The organism is Deinococcus deserti VCD115, assembly GCF_000020685.1.
In the GTDB taxonomy this organism is placed as follows: Bacteria; Deinococcota; Deinococci; order Deinococcales; family Deinococcaceae; genus Deinococcus; species Deinococcus deserti.
Window position 1 is genome coordinate 259,520 of the sequence record NC_012528.1, and the last position, 18,532, is coordinate 278,051.

An 18,532-nucleotide genomic window follows, 5' to 3' on the forward strand; every position below is an offset into this window, starting at 1 on the left:
GGCAAAGCGGTGCAGGTTTCCAGGACGCCTGAAAGGCGACCGGGGCCGGCACATCTCGGTGACGGCTCAGACCTGACCACCCTCCGACGCACCATTGCGCTATGGTGACCGTCTATGCCGTTGCCCGTTAGCGACAACGCCGAACCTCCGAGTTCGACTCACAATCCTGCACCTCTGGTACGCACCATCAGGCCTGGTGGTGCGCCTTGACGGCTGCGCTTCCGTTTCTGGTCATCCTGATGATGGTGGCCCTGAATGCGCTCTATGTGGCTGCAGAATTCGCTACCGTCGGCTCACGGCGCTCCCGCGTGCAGGAAGCCGCTGAGGGTGGCCACCGCACAGCCGCGGACCTGCTGGACATTCTGAAAGACCCCAAGCGCCTCGATACCTATGTTGCCGCCTGTCAGATCGGGATCACCCTCAGCAGCCTGGTCGCGGGAGCGTATGGTCAGGCGCAGCTGATTCCCCTCCTGACTCCCGTCGTCGGGCCGGTGGGTGGTCCGGTCCTGGCGACTGTGCTGGTCCTGGTGTTGATCACGGCCCTGCAGGTGGTTCTGGGTGAATTGCTGCCCAAGACAGTCGCGCTGCGGTACCCGGAGCGGCTGGCCATGGCCACCCTGCGTCCCATACAGTTCAGCCTCTTCGTGTTCCGGCCACTCATCAGCCTCTTTAACGGCACGGCCTTTTTCCTGATGCGGGCCTTGAAGCTCCAGGTGGACCACAGCCACGCTCACGTTCATTCCCCCGAAGAGCTTGAGGACCTGTACCGGCAGAGTGCCCGCGGAGGCCTGATCGACGCCAGTGAGCGCAACATGGTTGCGGGGGTTCTGAACGTCGAAGACCGGGTCGTCCGGGAGATCATGACACCGCGCACCAAACTCGTCGTCGTGCCTGGGCACCTTACCGTCAGAGAAGCGCTTGCACGCCTGGCGAACACGCCGTATACCCGCTTCCCGGTCAGCGGCGACACCCCTGATGATGTGACCGGCATCATCCACCTGCGTCAGCTGTTCCTGGCAGGTGAGAGCCAGCCGGGTCGACTGGTCAGTGATGTGGCCCGCCCGCCGTTGATCGTGGCCGAGAGCATGCCGGTTCCGGAACTCTGGAGGCGGCTGCGTGAAGCGTCCAGGCACGCTGCCATTGCCGTGGACGAGTACGGTGGCGTGGCCGGCATGGCCACCCTGGAAGACGCCCTGGAAGAGATTTTCGGGGAGATGCAAGACGAGTTCGACCACGAAGAGGACCCCATTACGGTCGATGGTGACCGGGTGCTGGTCCGCGGTGACGTGCTGATTGACCTGCTCAATGACCGCTTCGAGCTGGATTTGCCCACCGATGAGGTGGATACCGTCAGCGGCCTGATGTGGCACGAACTGGGCCGGCTGCCGATGGTAGGCGACGAGGCTGGCGTGCGAAACCTGACCCTGCGCGTCGAGGCGATGGACCGCCGGGCGGTGCAGCGGGCGAGTTTCATCCTGCCGAGAGGCACCACGGACGGCGACACCGGGAGGACGGTCTGATGCAGGATGTCTTCGTCCCCCTCGTGGTGATCGTGATCCTGGTGGTCCTCAATGGCCTTTTTGTCGCTGCAGAGTTCGCCCTGGTGGCCTCCCGCCGGTCCCGCCTGAACACACTGGCAGACACCGGGAATCCAGCAGCGCGCTGGCTGACGGCCGTTTTCGACGATGAAACCGGGAAGGACCGCTATATCGCCATTGCGCAGTTGGGCATCACGCTGGCCTCGATCGGGCTGGGCATGTACGGCGAGCCCGTGATTGCCAGCTGGCTGTATGGACCGTTCGAGGGTGCGGGTCTCTCTTATGCGGCGGCGCATACGGCCGGGTTCATCATTGCGCTGAGCGCGATCACGTTCATGCACGTGGTGTTCGGGGAAATGATTCCCAAAGCCCTCGCCTTGCAGGCGCCGGAAGCCGTCAGCCTGCAGGTCAACCCACTGATGCGTGTCTTCGGCTTTCTCTTCCGGCCCCTGATCATCCTCCTGAACGTTCTGGCCCTTGGGCTGATGCGGGCGCTGCGCATCCGGGAGCCGGGAAAAAACGCGTTCCTGTACACCAGCAAGGAACTCAGCATCATTACGGACGAAAGTGCCGAAAGTGGGCAGCTGGGCGGCGTACAGCGGGACCTGATCCAGAACATCTTTGCGCTTGAGGACCGCACGGCCCAGGAGCTGATGACACCCCGCTCCAGTCTGGAGGCCCTTTCCATCCATGCACCACCTGACGAGGTCACCCGACGGATCGCCGGGTCGCCGCGCAGCCGGTACCCCGTCTACGAGGACAATCTCGACGAAATCATCGGGGTATTGCACGTCAAGGACTTCATTCGCGCACGCGTATCGGGCGGGTCGCCTCAACTGGGCCGGCTGATCCGTCCGCTGCCCAGCGTCGCGGCGTCCACAAGTGCCGAGCATCTGCTCGCGCTGTTCAAGCGCGAACGCCTGCACGCAGCTCTGGTGGTCGACGAGTTCGGCGGCACCCTTGGCTTCGTCACCATGGATGACCTGATCGAGGACGTGATGGAGGAGGAAGACGCGGGGTCGTCCGACTGGGTGCAGACGAACCCGGACGGCTCGCTGATCCTGAACGGCGAGGTCACGCTGAGCGAACTGCGTGAGGACCATGGCCTGAATCTGCACAGTGAGGACGCGACGACCATTGCAGGGCTGCTGCTCGGGGAGTATGGGACAGTGCCGGCTGCAGGAACCACCGTGTTTGTGCAGGGCCACGATCTGACGGCTGAAGACGTGCAGGGCCTCAAGATCACCCGTGTCCGGGTTCGGCCCGTCGCTTCTCCTGATGAGGTCAGCACCACCGGGACGTCATAGGCCGACGGTCAGTGACGACCTGGAAGTCGACCGTGACGTTACGCCCACTCCCGTGTATCAACGTAATCTCCCCAACCCATCCGCGAGAATGCAGTACCCCGTTGATGCCCTGCCGAAGAAGTGATCATGGCAGGCTGACGCGGTGCATAAGCAAACAACGGGGACAACTGACGGAAGTGCGATCTGCACGGCCGGAATCTGGCCCAGCCTGGGCGGTTGACGAGGTGTGAATACCGCCATGGAATAGAGGAATCAAAGCGGCCTCCGGGTCGCTTTCTTCTGTATGGTGTCTCAGGATGGCCTGCAGCACCCTCGCCTCCTGACAGGGCAATCAGGAATTGGACGCTGACTCCAGCGGCGCGGCTCTCACCCACACACCATGGACTCGCCTCTAAGGGGCCATTTGCGCGGGCTTCATGAGCCGAAGCGCCGCCAGTGTCCCGTGCACCCCAGTCTCAGCACTTCGGTTTGCCTCCACCAGGTACACGTCTCCTGTCAGCAGGGAGAATCCACCCTACCCCCCCTTGTGGGTAAACCTTCCTGAATCCTGGCAGATCATGTCCTGCTCCGGGTCCAGCTAGCCTGCTGGTATGTCCACGCCGAGCCCTTGCCTGCTGGTGATCGTGCCGGGGAACTGGGAAGCAGTGCCCGAAGGCGTGCAGGAACTCAAGCGGTATATGGCGCATGAAGTGGGTGGCACGCTGACAGTCCAGCGCACACCTGCACCACTGCGGTTCCCCCTCGTCCTGCCTATTGGAGTGTGGCCGCCAGGCAGTTGGCGAGTGGCACGCCAGGATATTGAGCTTGTGCTGATGTCACAGGCGTTTTTCAGCCTGGGGTGGCTGGAAGAAGTATCGTAATCCTTTTCCTCCAGCCCCCACGACCTGCACACTGGTTCCCGCTTCTATTCAGAGCCCGCAACACCGCAACCTGTGCTCAATCAGTTGTACGGCCCTGTGGCTTCCCAGCTGGCTGCCCCGCGCGGCGTGCAGCTGCCTCCTGCGTTGCCAGAAGGGCCAACCCCAAGGTATTCAGAGGTGGACCGCCTGTGCTCCAGCTTCTGCCTGATACGCGGCCAGAACCACACGCAAGGCCTGGTACCCGGCGTGCCAGTCTGCTCCTGACGAGTGCTCCCGCAGCGTACACACGTTCAGAAAATCACGGAGCATCAGGGCGTTCAGGTCGGTTCCATACCCGGCCCAGTGACGGCCCTCCGAATTGGTGATGGCAAGCGACTCGGCAAAAACGTCCAGCGTCTGCAGGCCCTGGGTTCCGGTGACGTCAAGTTTGAGGTGACCCCAGCGCGGATACGTGCGTGGGCGGCTCCAGGATGAATCTATGGTGGCGCTGGCACCAGAGGCAAAGCGCAGCGTCACCAGGGCAGCTGCGTCCACCCGGGCATGCTCCGGCAGAACCCACTCGGGTACCGGCACAAGCCGGGCATATACCGTCTCCACCTGCTCGCCGAACAGATGAAACAGATCGGCCAGGTGAACGATATGATCCATTCCTGCGCCGCCACCCGCCATCAGCGGATCACTGAACCACTGGCGCTCCCGGTCGGGGCAGACGCTGTGATTCACGCCACCATAGGCGAGTATCTGTCCCAGACCACCGGTCAGCACCATGTGCCGCAGGTTCTGTACCTCCGGAGAGAAGCGCACCGGGAAGGCGGTGCGGAACTCGACTCCTGCCTGCAAGCAGGCCTGATTCATGGCGCGGGCGTCATCCAGAGTGAGGGCGATGGGTTTCTCGCACAGAACGTGTGCGCCTGCCTGCGCAGCAGCCTCGACCAGAAAACGGTGCCGCGCCGTTTCACTGCATACGATCACGCCGTCCGGACCGGACTCCAACAACTGCGCGAGAGGCAGATGACGCAGCCCGGTCCGGGCCGCGAATTCTGCGGCGAGGTGAGGGGAATCCTCACTGAACCCTAGAAGCTCGACGTGCTTACAACCAGTCAGCCACGCTGCGTAGGCGTCGGCATGAACATGTGCGGCCCCCAGAAGGGCGATGCGGGTGGGCATTATGCGTCCTCCATCCCAACGGCCTGACCACTGGCCAGGCTGCGCCGGACCGCGTGACTCAGGGCCAGGGCAGCGCGGGCGTCCTCTGGCTCCACCAGGAACGGCAGACCCTCTTCAATAGCCTGATAGGCATGCAAGAGTTCGGCGGCGTAGGGATCGCCCGCCAGGGCCGGAAGAGCCGCGCCCAACTGCCGCGGCTCCGGCTGTGGCCCATGCCTGCGCAGCGCCGCCGGAGCGTCGGAACTCCACTCGATGACGCCTCGCGTGCCGGCCAGGTCCAGCGCAGTGCGGAAAACCCCCGCGGGCGCCGCCCACCCGCCTTCGATCAGGCTGATGGCTCCGCTGATGTGCGAGAGCGTCACCTGGACCATCGTGCGCCCGCCGTGGTGGCGGCCCGCGGCGTAGACCGTATTCACCTCGCCCGCCACCCAGCGCGCAAAGTCAAGATCATGGATCATCAGGTCCAGGGGCACGCCTCCGCTCTGGGCTTCGTCCAGCAGCCAGCTTCCGGGAGCAGGAGGCGAACTGACACGGCTGAGCCGCAGCACCCGGGGAATACCGATATTTCCTGCCTGCACCTGATCCCAGGCTGCGCGGTACTGCGGGAAGAATCTCAGGACGTGCGCGACAAAGAGCCTCACTCCGGCAGTCCGGCAGGCGGCCATGATCCTGTCCGCCTCGGCGAGGGTCAGCGCCAGAGGCTTCTCACAGATGACGTGCCGGCCTGCCCGCGCCGCCTGCACGGCCAGGTCGGGGTGGGTGGGGGTGGGGGTGCACAGGTCCACAATGTCGACCCGGTCCAGGAGTTCTTCTGTGCTGGCACAGGGACGCAGGTTGAACTCACGGGCGAACGTGCGCGCGCGCTCGTCTGGGGCATATACACAGGTGAGGACGCCCGGGCGGGTCTGCCATCCCTGGGCGTGGGTTCGTCCCATCAGGCCTGTGCCAATCAGTCCGACACTCAGGCCACTCATTTCAGGGCACCTCCGGTAATGCCACTGACCAGCTGACGCGAGAAGATGATGTACAGCACCACCACAGGCACAATGGCCAGCGTCAGGGCCGCCAGGACGGCGTTGTAGTCGTTGACGAACTGCCCCAGGAAGGCGCTTGCTCCGAGCACAATGGTCTTGGTTTTTTCTCCAGGAGCGAGAATCAGAGGAAACCACAGGTCGTTCCAGATCGGAATCATACTGATCGCCGTGACCGCGCCCAGCGCTGGCCTGATAAGAGGAAGCGTCATGCCATAGATGCGGTACTCGCTGGCGCCGTCAATGCGGGCCGCTTCTTTCAGGTCGCGCGGAACCCCGCGCATGAAGGACGTGAGCACGAAGACGGCCAGTGGAATGCCCTGCGCCGTGTACACCAGAATCAGGGCCCAGAGGGTATTGACGAGGTGAAGACTGACCATCAGGTTCAGAATGCCGATGGTCCCCAGGCGGATCGGAACCATGATCCCCACCGCCAGGTACAGGCCCAGCAGAGTATTGAGCCGGAACCGGTATTCGCTGAGGGCGAACGCCGCCATGCTGCTGAGCAGCAGAATCAGGGCGAGCGATCCCAGCGTGACCAGCAGGCTGTTCAGGAAGAAGAGTGAGAAGTTGGCTGAGCTGGCCAGCGTGTGATAGCCGTCAAGGGTAAAGGTGCTGGCGGTGGGCAGGGCAAAGGGATCCGAGAAGATGGCCAGGCGGTCCTTGAAGGAGTTGACGATGATCAGCAGTGTCGGAAGGATGGCCAGCAGGGTGTAGAACATCAGCACAAGGTGCCCGAGCACCTGCCCGCGCCGGTTGAGCAGTGGCGCAGTGGACGCGCTCACAGCTGAACCTCGGTGATCCTGCGTTGCCACGCCGTCAGGTAGATCAGCAACCCGGCGAGGATCACAACCAGCATCACACCCGCTACGGCAGCGCCCATGTAGGGGTCACCGGACTGCAGCTGGTATCCGAAGAACGTCCGGTAGAACAGCGTTCCCAGGATGTCGGACGCAAAGTTCGGCCCTGCCAGCGCACCCTGGGTGGAATAGATCAGGTCGAAGGCATTGAAATTTCCCACGAAGGTCAACACGCTGACGATGCCTACAGTCGGGAGAATAAGTGGCAGCTGGATGCGCCGGAAAATCGTCCAGGCGCCGGCCCCATCCAGCCGCGCCGCCTCGTACAGCTCCTCCGGAATTCGCACCAGAGCAGCCAGAAACAGCAGCATCGGAATGCCAATGTTCTGCCAGACACTGATCAGGGAAAGAGTCGGGAGCGCCGTGGCCGGCAGGCCCAGCCACGGCAGGTCGAACTCCTGCAGGTTGAGTGGCGTCAGCAGCGCCCTTTGCACGCCCCACGCCGGATTCAGAATCAGTTTCCAGGCAAAACCGATAATCACCACGGACAGAATTGTCGGAGTGAACAGCAGGGTCCGGTACACTGCGCTGCCCCGCAGGCGGAAGCTGAGCAGCACGGCCAGCAGCAGCCCCACCGGATTCTGGACCAGCATGTGCACCGCGAAAAACACAAAGTTATTTTTCAGCGCGTTCCACATGGGCTGTGCGTACAGCTCCGATCCCAGGAGTTTCTGATAGTTGCTCAGCCCCACAAACACCGCCGACCCGTCCGGTGATCTGTTGTTCAGCGAAAGCCATAACGAGGACAGGATCGGGTAGATCATGACAAGGGTGTAGATCAGCAGGGCGGGAGCCAAAAACACCACCACGTGCCAGGGAAAGGGACGGCGTGTTCGTACGCGCGGCAGGGATCTGTCGGTCATGCAGGCATCCTTCAGGTTCAGGAAAAGGCCCGACCAGTGAATACCGGTTCGGGCCTTAGTTCAGTAACGAAGAGGGAAACGGACTACGATTCCTTCCAGGCAGGGCAAGCACCGTGGGTTGATCTCACATCCGCGGCTCCAGGCCCTCGCCACGGGGGTGGCTGCTTTATTTGCCCTTCTGCGGTGCGTACCAGGAACCCAGGTTTTTCTGGACCAGGTCGGCCGCAGCTTTCGGGGTCATACTGCCGTTCAGAAGCTGCGCACTGACGTTCCAGAGGTCGTTCTCATTGTTCGGATTGGCGTTGCGCGAGAGGATCTGATACGACGAGCGGAAGCTCTTGGCGCACTGGGTACGCCACTTCAGGAACTCCTGTGCAACCGGGTCCTTGACGGTGTACTTCACGTTTGCCAGCGGAAAGAAGCCCGGCAGCGCGTTGGCATACAGGGTCGCAAAAGCGTCCGAAGCCACCCAGTTCAGGAATGTCTTGGCCGCCTCCTGGTTTTTGCTGGCGGCGTTGATGCCCATGCCGATATCGGGGTGGTCGTCAATCACGCATTTCTTGCCATTGATGGAGTACGGAGCAAAGGCGCCCATCTCGAGCTTGGGATTCATCTGCCTGAAGGTGCCGATGTCCCAGCTCCCGGCCGGGTAGATCACGCCACGTCCCTGAGCAAACAGGTTCTGTGCGTCCGGGTAGGCCAGGGCCTGGTAGCCGTTGGGCAGGTATGGCTTCCAGCTGGCCAGGGAGGTAAAGGCCTGCAGAAATCCGCCTTTGTTGTACTGAGCGGTGCCGGAGATCAGTCCCTTGCGACCTTTCTCGCCGTCCCATGCTGTGGGACCGATGTTCTGATAGCCCACGGTCGCTGCTTCCCACTGGTCTTTGGTCCCCATCACCAGTGGAGCGTACTTGCCATTCGCTTTAATTTTGGCCAGCGTGCTGAGAAAAGCAGCCTCGGTTTTTGGAACGCTCAGGCCCAGCTCCCTGAACAGGGCCTTGTTATAGATGAATCCGTGAATGACAGACGCCATGGGGACACAGAAGGTGGTCTTGCCATCATCGGTGGACCACGCCGCCTTGGCGACCGGATCAAAGTTATTCAGGCCTTTCAGGCCGTTGAGGCTGATGACCTGTTTGGCCTTGTAAAGGTCAAGACTCTTGTCGAAAGGCCGGCAGGTGATCAGGTCTCCGGCCGTGCCGGCTTTGAGTTTTGCATCAAGGACAGCGTTGTATTCGGCGGGCGCACTGGGGGCAAAAACCACCTGAATGTTCGGGTGAGCTTTCTGGAATGCTGGAATGATGCTGTCGCGCCAGACCTTGAGGTCGTCGTTGCGCCAGCTTTCGATGGTGAGAGTGGTTTTCTGTGCCCCTGCCAGACTGGCCAGCAACAGTAGCGAAAGTGAAAAGCCCAGGCGTTTCATCGAAACCTCCTCAATCCATGTACCGAAGGAGCGCGCTGGCCCCAAGTGCAAACGAAAACTCAGATGTGTTGTGGTTCGTCTACAGGTATACTCCCGGATTTAGTGCTGGTCAACAATCACGCTGGCCAGCAGCCAATGAACTGCGGTCAGGAAGAGATATCAGAGGGATTGTTGGGAACAAGGTGGCCAAGCCTCTTGGCGCAATTGGAAGCCATCGTCAGTCCTCCCGTGCCGTGCAAAGAAGGAATTGTTGACTCGATGCAGCCTCTAGGTCAGACCTTCATAACATCTGCTGCAATCCGTAAAAAAGTTAGGAGTTCGACGAATCGGCATAAGGGTTCAGACGAACTGATCTATCCCCTGGAAGTGCTTGGCCTCGGCGTCTGCTCGTGTCTCACTTCACTGAAACCTCCTGAGCCGCTTATGAAACACTGTTCACATGACGACCATAACCGGCCGGGTAGGGGGCCGCTCTCAGGGCTATGACGTGAACCTCGGCGGAACTCCTACCGAGCTTAAGGGGCGGGTTGGCGGTGTGCATATTGGCCGTGATCTGGTCCTTCAGATCACGAGAACCCAGGTGAGAGGACGGCTCGGTGGCCCGACGATTGGTCACGACGTCAATCTGGCACTGGGCAATCACACCCTGTCCGGCCGCTTGGGAGGCGGAATCCTGGGCAGGAACGTCGACCTGACAGCCAGCGGCAGCAGTGTCGCCGGGCGTTGCGGCGGACTTATGAGTGGCTTTGATGTGATGCTGACGATCACCGCAGATGGGGTGAAAGGACGGCTGGGCGGAGCGAGGATTGGCGCGGACGTCAGCCTCACGGGCGACGCGCCACCCCTGCTGATGGCCCTCGCCGCGACGTTGGCGTACGACAGCCTGGTGGAGGACTCGACCGCCACCGGCGGGTAGTGATTTTCACACGACGCCCCGAAATTGAAGAGGGGAAAATAGCGATACAGACAGGCGCGGTCCTTGCGGCCAGTGAGAAGAGAATGACTGGCGCTTTTGAGACTATCTGGCCTGTTCCGCCCGCGCGCGGATAGTTTCAAGGTCCTCTTCGATCAGCAGGTCACCGTCGCGGTATACACCCCGTTTAGGGTTGCATGAGGTTGTGGGCGAGTATCGCCAGGACGACGCGGAAGCGCAATGAGGTTAGGGTTTTGGTTTGCACAGAGCGGATCTGAGACTCGACCAATTGAGAAAACACGGTCTCGATGCGTTTGCGTAATCTCGGGTGGCGGTTTTCCCGCCACCCGGTGTCGTAGCGCGTGTTTTTCTTGGGTGGGTAGATGAACCCCAGCGCGCAGTACCCCTTATCCCCGATTATTTGGGGTCCAGCGAAGTCTACCCAGCGTCGGTTAAGCTCGTAGGCGACGGTCGTGTCGTGCAGGTTGGCTGGTCGGATGAGGTACTGCATCACCTGGCCAGCGGGTGAGACCCAGGCGTGGAGTTTGAAGCCGAAGAAATCGCCCTGGGTCCCGAAACCCCACCGCGCACCAGGAAATGCGCAGCGTTTCCCTCGTTTCGGACGACACACTGGCAGTGGCATTGAGTCCACCACAACTTCTGTACAGGGCAAAGGTGGACTGACGAGAGCCTCAAGATGCTCCAGGAGACGTTGGCCGCGTGTGAACGCCTGGGTGTAACTGGGAAGGTTCGGACGATCTTCGCCCAGGATGTTCCACCAGATAGACGGGTACGGATGTTTGAAGACATACCGCGACAGGAGAAGCGCGACGAGGAACGCATCTGTCACCTTCTGGTGTCGGCAACTCTTCTGGTCGCTGAAATGCTTTCTGCCCCAACGCCAGAGGGTGCGGATAACGCGACGACGGCCTAAACTGTGGTGGAGTCGGTATCTAGCCATACCGACTCCATTTTTATCGACCTACAGGTGATGCAGCTGCGCTGATTCAGGCCCTAAACAGGGTTACAAGGGCGCATCGCGGAGCCAGGAAAATCCGTTTCGAAGGTCTGGTATTGCCTGGTGACGTACCGTTCCTGTTCGAGTGTTACATCCAGAACGCCATCCTTGCTGCGTTTTCCGGGGTCGGTGACAGGGTCTTTCTACACCCCAATGAACGTCCCGTCGCTGAACAGCTCGGCAGAAAGTTTATACGCCACGCGCTGCGTGTCGCGGTCTACCTGCTGAAGCAGTGCGCCGCCCATGCCGAACGCGACGTTGGGCGGGCCAAGGGGTAGCTGTCTGCAACGCGCACCCGGACCTCCGGCGCGTTGCAGACGAAGTCACGGGAAGCAACGATGAAGAGGGCGTGGCGCAGGTCATCGAACGTCTACTGCTCTCCAGCAGGAGGGTCTGATACGGCACGCTCAACTGCCTCTCTGTCGGTGAATGCCGTAAATCCGGCTGGCCTGGTGGTAAGGCACCAGCACCTCGTGGGCTGTCTTCCCTAGGGCCTTGCGTGCGACATACAGCTCATCCTCGGCAGCTTCTGGATAGTTGTCCTGGACGATATGCCTCAGAACCTTCTCAAGCGACGCTTCCCCGACCTTCAGCAGGTACGAGAAGCTCGGCATGTTCCAGGTGTGCCACGCTGTGCCGAACAGGTCCGAGGATTCCGGCAGGAGAGACTTCGCATCGGCGTGACCCAGCCACGCGCGTTAAGTCCCGCGCCGTACATGTGCTGGTGAGTGGAACCTAGGCAGAGAGGGCGTTGCACCCGGCGTGCCGTGAGGCTCCACCGGGTGCAACGCCCTGTTCTGGAATAAATCAGGCGGGAATTATTCCTTGGGCACCTTGATGGTTCCGTTGAGAATCAGGCGTTGCACGGTCTGGAGCTGCTTCTGAAGAGTAGCGGGCACCAGAGCGCGGTTGTAGCTGTCCAGGGCATATTCGACGCCGTCGTTTTCCAGGCTGAAGTTGCGGTCGCCTTTGCGCCAGGGCTCGCCGTGCACCATGTCACGGATCTGGGCATAGACCGCGTTGTCCACACGCTTGACCATACTGGTCAGGCCATGGTTCAGGGTTTTACTCTTGGTATCGGTGTCTCCCAGGTGGTTCTGGTTACTGTCTACCCCGATAAAGAACATTGGGCGGGTGTCGCCGGCGCAGGCAGCCTTGTACCCGGCGCTTTTGGCAACGCCGGCGTACTGGTTGTGCTTGAAGGCCAGGTCTTTGGGCAGGTCGGTGCGCTTGAGGCACTGGGTCTTGTTGACGTAGTCGATGACGCCTTTACCGCTGCCGCCGGCCGCGGCGAAGATAATGTCGGCACCCTGGGCTTTCATGCTGCCCGCGATGGTTTTGGCCTTGGCGGGGTTGTTCCAGGCAGCGGGCGTATCACCCACATACTGAACCAGCACCTTGCAGTCGGGGCAGCTGAACTTCACGCCGGCTTTGAACCCTGCTTCGAATTTCTTGATGACTGGAACGTTCATGCCTCCGACAAATCCGACCACGCCGGTGCTGCTGGTGCGCGCGGCAAGGTAGCCGACCAGAAAGCTGCCTTCCTGCTCACGGAAACGCAGTCCAGTGGTGTTGTCTCCCTCGGGCAGATCGTCCACCACGGCAAAGTTGCTCTTGGGGTAGGCCTTGGCGGCAGCGGTAATGCCAGCATTGGCAACAAAACCCACGCCAATAATCAGGTTTTTGCCTGCCTTGCTAAACTTGTTGATGCCTGGGTTCAAGTCGCCATTCTTGGCAGGCTCGAAGATTTCAATGTCCACGCCAAAGTCGCGCTTGGCACGAAGTGCACCTTCGTATGCGGCCTGATTGAAACTGCGATCGTTTTTGCCGCCGGCGTCAAGAACAAGGCCGACAGTGACTTGACTTTGTGCGTCGGCAAGACTAAGTGCCATAAAGCAAACAAGCATCATACTTTTTTTCATACATTTCAGTTTATTAATAATAGTGTCACATTTAACTTACTGGTCATATGTTCAACCCATCACCCTCGACAGGGTGTTGGGTCATTCAACAACAAAGGCACCACTGCCATTCTATCAGTGGATCTTTATTATTTATAAGTTTGTCTTGTTTCCATCACGAACCTGTAGAAATGCGTTTAAAGGCGTCATGTTCGAACAGTTCAATCCGGACCTGCACTCTACGCAGCAGCAACTTACGTTTCCATCACTCGCCTGGGCAGATACGCCTGGACGCTGTTATTGATGCAGGAGCAGCCAGGGAAAAAGGCCCCTTACCTCCATCAGGTTGAAACGATCCTTACTTGACTGCTTGACCCAAAAGAAGCTGCCGTCCTCACCAATCGCAGCCGTAGAGTCCGGGGAAAGAAGTGTCGCGTCAGCTGACAGTGTCACCTCAGGTAAGGATAGCGCAGCGATACTCAAAAGCAGCACAATCATGATGCTCACGTCGGGGCCGATGAGACTCCCCAGTTTCATCTTGGTCATGAGTCGATGAAAAAGTGATTCAGACTGGTGTACCTCCAGCAAAGAAAATCGGAGCTGAAACACCATAGAACGGCGTCAATAATCAGCCGCCTTAACATGGCGTCGCTGCACCTCATCACCACACCATGGAAAGTGGTGGACAGGCGCAAACTCTGGCCGACCTACCAGAAAGAAAGCGCCTGACGACAAACGTTGACGAACGCGTGACCCACCTGACGACGTAGTCGGAATATCACGCGGCCATGCCCTGAAGGTACGTCCATCAGGGCAATGATCGAATATCACTCATGGGAGCGCACGGCACGAGTCACGTAAGCAGCCCGCTGGTGACATGCGGGCTGCACTCTGCACTCCGGGCAGAGGGTTACTGAAGAGGTTGACCGTTGACCATCAGGCCATGCTCACTGAGCGAGACGTCCGTGACGATCCGGCTTCCTTCTTTGATAAGCATGCCGCTCTTCTCGCCCATGTTGATCAGTTCAGGGGCCATTTCCGGGCTGGGCGCAACCGTACTCAGCAGGTCAATAAGGGCGGCCCTTTCCGCCTCGCCGTGCACTTTGACGTGCAGAAGGCCCATCAACAGTTCAGGATTTTCGCTCACACGCGTCCAGTCTGTGCCCGCAGGCGCCTTCATGCCGATCAGCCCGTTCAAGCGCACTTCGTCCTGTCCAGTTCCCACGGAGAGCCGATCAAGAACCAGAGCGGGCTTGGCTCCTAGCATTTCGCTGACAATGCCGTCGATAGTGCGGTCACTCAGCGTCTTGCCACCGCGGGTCGCCTCATTGAGTTTGACCAGGGCGCTACGGTCAAGGTTCTTCAATGTGAGGTTGAGCTTGATGTCCTCAATGTCCTTTCCGCCAACAGTCAGGGCCTTGATACCGTAGGAGACCATGCTGTCGAACGTAGTGGCGCTTCCTCTGCTTTCGGTACGGACATTCAGCCCCTTCAAGGCGAAGTCAGCACCATCAGCACCACTGACCTTGAGTTCCGCCAGAGTGATGTTTCCCATACCATCACCGAGATTGTCAGCCGCTTGGGCAGCCTTCAGGTCCCACTGAACCCGGCCGAAGTTCATCCTCAGTTCCTCGCCCGTGACCTGCGCGCCGGGCCACTCCCCGGCCGTGAAAACCTGGTTGCCAGCAGCACGTACGGTCCCTCCGGCCGGCTGCCACGCCACCGTGGTGCCTTCATCGGTAAGGGTCCCTCCCGGCACTTTAAAGGTGGTCGTGCTGGTACCACCGAACTGGACAAGCGTGTTCAATTCGATTTTCTTGCCACCAAACGCTTTATCGAGTTGCGCCTGAAGGTCAGGCTCAAACAAAACGTTGGTGATGACAGTGGCCGCACCGAATCGTTTGCCTTGCGGAAAGGGTCCGCTATAAACCCGGCTGTTGAGCGTGATGACCAAAGGATCTTCGCTTTCAGGCAACACCGTGATAGTGGTGGTCTGCGTGCCTCCGAAGGCATTGCCCTGGAAGGGACCGCTGACAACCGTGGCCATGCCGGAATCATTCAGGGCTTTTTGCGTGCGGCTGAGCTGGGCCTGGATATCTTTCTGGGTCTGCTGACCGGCGACCGCGGCAATCCCAGCGCTACCAAGAAGTAGGGCTGCACTGATGGCGGCGATTTTTACAGGCTTTTTCATCGTCATTCCTTCGTCAGCGTACGCGCCGTGGATGGCGCCGTCTAACGATGTTGGGGATGGGGCTTGGTGTAGCAAGCACTCACGGCTGGCTGGCAGCCGGCTCTGGTAGCCTGGCGCGCCTTGTGGTGACTGGCGAGGTCGGATATGTGGTGGTGTCTGGTCACCTCTATGAGGCGCCGCCCAGGTTTCGCGCGCATGCACGAGAGATGAACGTGACTGTGTGGGACATCAGATTTTGATCCTCCATCCTGTGAAGCCGCTTCTTCTTGCTCTCTTCAATGGTGCGAATATGACCGCCGAACCAGTGATTCAGCAAGGGCAAAGATTGAATCTCTGAAAGGGGAGAACGTGTAATAAATACCTTTGGCGAAGGGTGGACTGATGGCAAACTTCCCCTTATTTGGGGTCAGATGACATACGAAATGGGAGATGCAGTAGATGCCCGGAGTGTTTATCAAGCTTTAAGGAGAACTCAGGTCAAACTGCACTGCTCCGTGAACAAAGTTGGCGACGAATCTGCTGAGCGTTGGATTGCACGCCAGTGAACGTACTTTACCGTCTCGAATCTTTTGCACGGTCAGGCTTGACTTGTGGACAGCCATAAGTGCCGTTGGGGTGGCGTAAACCACATAGTCCTGGGCGACACAGAAACTTTGAAGGCCTGGAGTCGAGACAGAGCGCACTGCTTTTCTCATGAGCGCACCTCTGTGAAGAAACAGCTTGGTTCGGCTGGCCATCACGAAGCCATCCTGATCTGGCTCGACATCAGTGATGACCTCATCTGTCAGCCGAACTGCCTGTTTCGCTGTATGAACCCAACCGCCCCCAGTGATCACTGCAGGCGCATCACGGAACGGAAGAACCGCCATGACGTTGTCGTGGGGCATTCCATCCAGGCTTTTGATGAGGACCTCGTGTCGCTTGCCTTTCTCATGGCGGGTCACTCCCCGTTGCCCACGCTTATAGGAGAAAGTAGCCTTCCCGATGACAGTTCCAAGCGGTCGGATCTCAACCACCCTCAAGTCCCGGTTCAAAATGATGGTGTGGTACTGGCCGTTCACCAACCCGTTGATGGCAAGTCGCTCGTCAGCCAGGTATTGCAAGCGGGGAGTGAACCCAAGAAAGGTGGACTCGTACGGCACACAGTGAAAACGCGTCTGCTCGGTGATGCACCAACGGAAACGTCCATCCACTGTTCCGCGCTCCAGGTACAGCTGATAGGAGCTGACGCCTCCGTACAGCTCCCAACGTTGAGTGAACGGCGGCAGGCTCTTATGGGTCAAGACTCCAACGCCGCCAGCCAAGGCGAGTGAGACCAGTACGTGAGTTACAGCCAGGAAGTATGTCAGGGATAGTTTCAAAGAAGTGCGGCAGTCACGCGCTTCCGGATTACGCTTCTCCTCAGAGAGTTCCTTTCTCGGCACGCGACTCATCATGCCGCCTGGGGCGGGCGATGAAATGCGACATTGAGCAGACGCTAAGCCATGGCAGGGGTAGCCGCTACTCGTCCGAGCACAGGTCGTGTGACTGATGGCAGAAATATCGCCATACAGGATGCCTCTGGGCTGCCAATGCTACGAATAAACGCACAGATCAGTAATAAGGTAGAGAGGTACTCCACGCCCCGTTCACTTGTCAGGTCCATGGTTCCCCAGCTAATCATCCCGGCCAGCGTGCTGGAGGCGGTGACGGTATTCCTGAGGTGTGAAGCCCGTCATAGCCCGGAACTTCCGGCTGAAGGCGCTGTGGTCGCTGTAACCGCATTCGTGAGCAATATCGGCGACCGAGCGGCGGCTCTCGCGCAGCAGGCGAAGGGCGGCGTCAAAACGCACCCGCAGCAGAAACTGCTTGGGGGTCATGTGGCAGACCCTCCGCATCAGCCGTTCAAAACTGTCCTCAGACAACCCGACCTGCGCCGCAAGTGCTGACGTTCGCAGAGGCCGCGCAAAATGGGCATGCATAAACGCCAGTGCCTGCGCGACCCGTGCAAAGTCCGCGTGACGTTCACTGAGCGGCGGTACATCCCGCGAGACCCCCGCGAGGCCCACGACCACACCATCGTCGTTTACCACCGGCAACTTATGTGTCAGACACCACAGGGCTTCCCCCTGCGGTCCGACGTACATTTCCAGCACGTCCCGCAACTCGCGGCGATGACGCATCGCATAGTCGTCCTGTTCGTTAAACCGGTGGCCCGGCTCACCGGTAAATACCTCCGCAGCAGTCCGCCCGAGCACATCGCGCTTGTGCTGTGCGCCGCAACGTCTTCGCAGCGTTTCATTCACGCTGACGTACCGCCCCTGCACGTCCTTCACGTAAAAGATCAGATCAGGCACCTCATCCAGAAGCACCTCTATCGGCCAGCTGCCGTCTGGAGCCGGCTGCAACCAGCGCCGAGGATCATTCATACCCGACTGTTGCACAGAGCTGGAAAAAAGGCCAACCGTTGTGCCAAAATCCGCAGGCGGTGGAGGGCTTTCACGCAAGACACCGCCAGGTGGAGGGCACTACGCTGCAGGTATGACTCAGGCCCACTCCGTCCCAATCTCTCCGGTCAGCACGAATCACCGCGAGGAGGTGTCCGGGATCGGACTGGCACTGGTGTCCGCCGCCGCATCAGGGACGCTGGGAGTGTGGGGCAAACTGGCAATGGGCCTTTCGCTCAGCACACCCACGCTGCTCACCTGGCGGTTCGGGCTCACGACGCTGCTGCTCCTTGCCCTCGGCTCGTTCAAGGTCTCCAGGCGTGAGCGTGTCACCCTGCTGCTCCTGGGCGTTCTCTATGCCGGCACCACCGTCGCGTACTTCATGGCACTGACGCGTATCACTGCGAGCACATCCGCGCTGCTGGTGTATGTGGCGCCGGCCTTCGTGATTCTGTACGGGGTCATGGCACGCGTCCGGCCCACACGGTGGCAGCTCGGGGCCTTGGCCTGCACGCTGCTGGGCCTCACAGTCGTGATCGGCATGCCGGGTGCGGCAGACGGTGACGTGCTGGGACTGCTGTTCGGAGGGCTCTCCGGCGCGCTGTACGGCGCTTATCTGTTTGCGAGTGGCCGCGTAGCGCGTGACGTGCCCCCGCTCACCCTGACCGCGCACGTGACCCTGGTGTGCACTGCAACGTTCATGCTGATGGGCGGCGTGACAGGACAACTGGCCGTACCGGTCATGCTGGAGCACTGGGGGGTCATTCTCGCGATGATCCTGATTCCCACGCTGGTCGCGTTGCCGGCGCTGGCGGGTGCCGTGCGCCGCATAGGGGCAGCGCGGGTCAGTTTGCTGGCGAGTACAGATCCGCTGTGGGCCGTTGCATTTGCGACGTTGCTGCTTGGCGAGGTGCTCGCAGTGTCACAGGTACTGGGCGGTCTGCTGATCCTGGTCGGGGCTGCATTCGCGCAGCGGTCCGACCGGGCAGCTCCCGCTCAGTGACCACAGGTGTGCAACTGCATTCCCGGTAGTGACG

18 protein-coding genes and 1 pseudogene are annotated in these 18,532 nt (G+C 60.1%); 6 read left to right on the plus strand and 13 right to left on the minus strand.

Going from position 1 to position 18,532, the window contains the following annotated elements; genetic code table 11:
* Window positions 1-206 precede the first annotated feature (206 nt).
* The 3 genes from DEIDE_RS17215 (at window position 207) to DEIDE_RS17225 (ending at window position 3,705) form a co-directional block, all read left to right on the plus strand.
* Complete coding sequence (locus tag DEIDE_RS17215) at window positions 207-1,520, plus strand: hemolysin family protein (RefSeq protein ID WP_012695013.1); 1,314 nt, start codon at window positions 207-209, stop codon at window positions 1,518-1,520.
* Window positions 1,520-2,845, plus strand: a complete 1,326-nt coding sequence (locus DEIDE_RS17220) for a hemolysin family protein (protein WP_012695014.1) — start codon at window positions 1,520-1,522, stop codon at window positions 2,843-2,845. The genes DEIDE_RS17215 and DEIDE_RS17220 overlap by 1 nt, the downstream gene beginning before the upstream one ends.
* A gap of 590 nt (window positions 2,846-3,435) precedes the next feature.
* Window positions 3,436-3,705 carry a hypothetical protein gene (locus DEIDE_RS17225; RefSeq protein ID WP_041228074.1) on the plus strand — a complete coding sequence of 90 codons (270 nt, stop codon included), beginning with the start codon at window positions 3,436-3,438 and terminating at the stop codon, window positions 3,703-3,705.
* Window positions 3,706-3,876: 171 nt separating this feature from the next.
* Here DEIDE_RS17225 and DEIDE_RS17230 read toward each other — a convergent pair whose 3' ends face one another.
* From DEIDE_RS17230 to DEIDE_RS17250, 5 genes are all read right to left on the minus strand, one after another.
* Complete coding sequence (locus DEIDE_RS17230) at window positions 3,877-4,872, minus strand: Gfo/Idh/MocA family protein (protein ID WP_012695015.1); 996 nt, start codon at window positions 4,870-4,872, stop codon at window positions 3,877-3,879.
* A complete protein-coding gene (locus DEIDE_RS17235) occupies window positions 4,872-5,846 on the minus strand; it encodes a Gfo/Idh/MocA family protein (protein ID WP_012695016.1) in 975 nt (324 codons plus the stop codon). Before DEIDE_RS17235 ends, DEIDE_RS17230 begins: the two co-directional genes overlap by 1 nt.
* A complete protein-coding gene (locus DEIDE_RS17240; RefSeq protein WP_012695017.1) occupies window positions 5,843-6,688 on the minus strand; it encodes a carbohydrate ABC transporter permease in 846 nt (281 codons plus the stop codon). Before DEIDE_RS17240 ends, DEIDE_RS17235 begins: the two co-directional genes overlap by 4 nt.
* Entirely contained in the window at window positions 6,685-7,626 is a 942-nt protein-coding gene (locus DEIDE_RS17245) for a carbohydrate ABC transporter permease (protein WP_012695018.1), read from the minus strand. Before DEIDE_RS17245 ends, DEIDE_RS17240 begins: the two co-directional genes overlap by 4 nt.
* A 166-nt stretch (window positions 7,627-7,792) precedes the next feature.
* Entirely contained in the window at window positions 7,793-9,046 is a 1,254-nt protein-coding gene (locus tag DEIDE_RS17250; RefSeq protein WP_012695019.1) for an ABC transporter substrate-binding protein, read from the minus strand.
* 439 nt (window positions 9,047-9,485) lie between these two features.
* Between DEIDE_RS17250 and DEIDE_RS17255 the strand changes: the two genes are divergently transcribed.
* On the plus strand, window positions 9,486-9,962 hold the full coding sequence (locus tag DEIDE_RS17255; protein WP_012695020.1) for a hypothetical protein: 477 nt from the start codon (window positions 9,486-9,488) through the stop codon (window positions 9,960-9,962).
* Between the two features lie 184 nt (window positions 9,963-10,146).
* Here DEIDE_RS17255 and DEIDE_RS17260 read toward each other — a convergent pair whose 3' ends face one another.
* Together DEIDE_RS17260 and DEIDE_RS18880 are read right to left on the minus strand one after the other, a co-directional pair.
* The gene (locus DEIDE_RS17260; RefSeq protein ID WP_012695021.1) at window positions 10,147-10,920 is read right to left on the minus strand and encodes an IS982-like element ISDds4 family transposase; all 774 of its coding nucleotides are present in this window, start codon (window positions 10,918-10,920) and stop codon (window positions 10,147-10,149) included.
* A 71-nt stretch (window positions 10,921-10,991) separates the two neighbouring features.
* A pseudogene (locus DEIDE_RS18880) lies at window positions 10,992-11,237 on the minus strand (nicotinate phosphoribosyltransferase); the annotation flags it as partial.
* Between DEIDE_RS18880 and DEIDE_RS19335 the strand changes: the two are divergent.
* Window positions 11,210-11,374, plus strand: coding sequence for an HAD family hydrolase (locus DEIDE_RS19335; protein WP_162485748.1), 165 nt, complete (start codon window positions 11,210-11,212; stop codon window positions 11,372-11,374). The pseudogene DEIDE_RS18880 and the gene DEIDE_RS19335 sit on opposite strands and share 28 nt — an antisense overlap.
* Before the next feature lie 10 nt (window positions 11,375-11,384).
* Here DEIDE_RS19335 and DEIDE_RS17270 read toward each other — a convergent pair whose 3' ends face one another.
* From DEIDE_RS17270 to DEIDE_RS17295, 6 genes are all read right to left on the minus strand, one after another.
* Complete coding sequence (locus DEIDE_RS17270; RefSeq protein WP_041228077.1) at window positions 11,385-11,591, minus strand: hypothetical protein; 207 nt, start codon at window positions 11,589-11,591, stop codon at window positions 11,385-11,387.
* 204 nt (window positions 11,592-11,795) lie between these two features.
* Window positions 11,796-12,899, minus strand: coding sequence for a BMP family lipoprotein (locus DEIDE_RS17275; protein WP_012695022.1), 1,104 nt, complete (start codon window positions 12,897-12,899; stop codon window positions 11,796-11,798).
* 276 nt (window positions 12,900-13,175) lie between these two features.
* Complete coding sequence (locus tag DEIDE_RS17280; protein ID WP_041228079.1) at window positions 13,176-13,424, minus strand: hypothetical protein; 249 nt, start codon at window positions 13,422-13,424, stop codon at window positions 13,176-13,178.
* 364 nt (window positions 13,425-13,788) lie between these two features.
* Window positions 13,789-15,075, minus strand: a complete 1,287-nt coding sequence (locus tag DEIDE_RS17285) for a DUF945 family protein (RefSeq protein ID WP_162485749.1) — start codon at window positions 15,073-15,075, stop codon at window positions 13,789-13,791.
* Between the two features lie 455 nt (window positions 15,076-15,530).
* Complete coding sequence (locus DEIDE_RS17290) at window positions 15,531-16,505, minus strand: hypothetical protein (RefSeq protein ID WP_041228081.1); 975 nt, start codon at window positions 16,503-16,505, stop codon at window positions 15,531-15,533.
* 219 nt (window positions 16,506-16,724) lie between these two features.
* The gene (locus DEIDE_RS17295) at window positions 16,725-17,477 is read right to left on the minus strand and encodes a helix-turn-helix domain-containing protein (RefSeq protein WP_041228082.1); all 753 of its coding nucleotides are present in this window, start codon (window positions 17,475-17,477) and stop codon (window positions 16,725-16,727) included.
* A 112-nt stretch (window positions 17,478-17,589) separates the two neighbouring features.
* On the opposite strand from DEIDE_RS17295, the gene DEIDE_RS17300 reads away from it, so the two are divergent.
* Complete coding sequence (locus DEIDE_RS17300) at window positions 17,590-18,498, plus strand: DMT family transporter (protein WP_041228083.1); 909 nt, start codon at window positions 17,590-17,592, stop codon at window positions 18,496-18,498.
* Window positions 18,499-18,532: the final 34 nt, after the last annotated feature.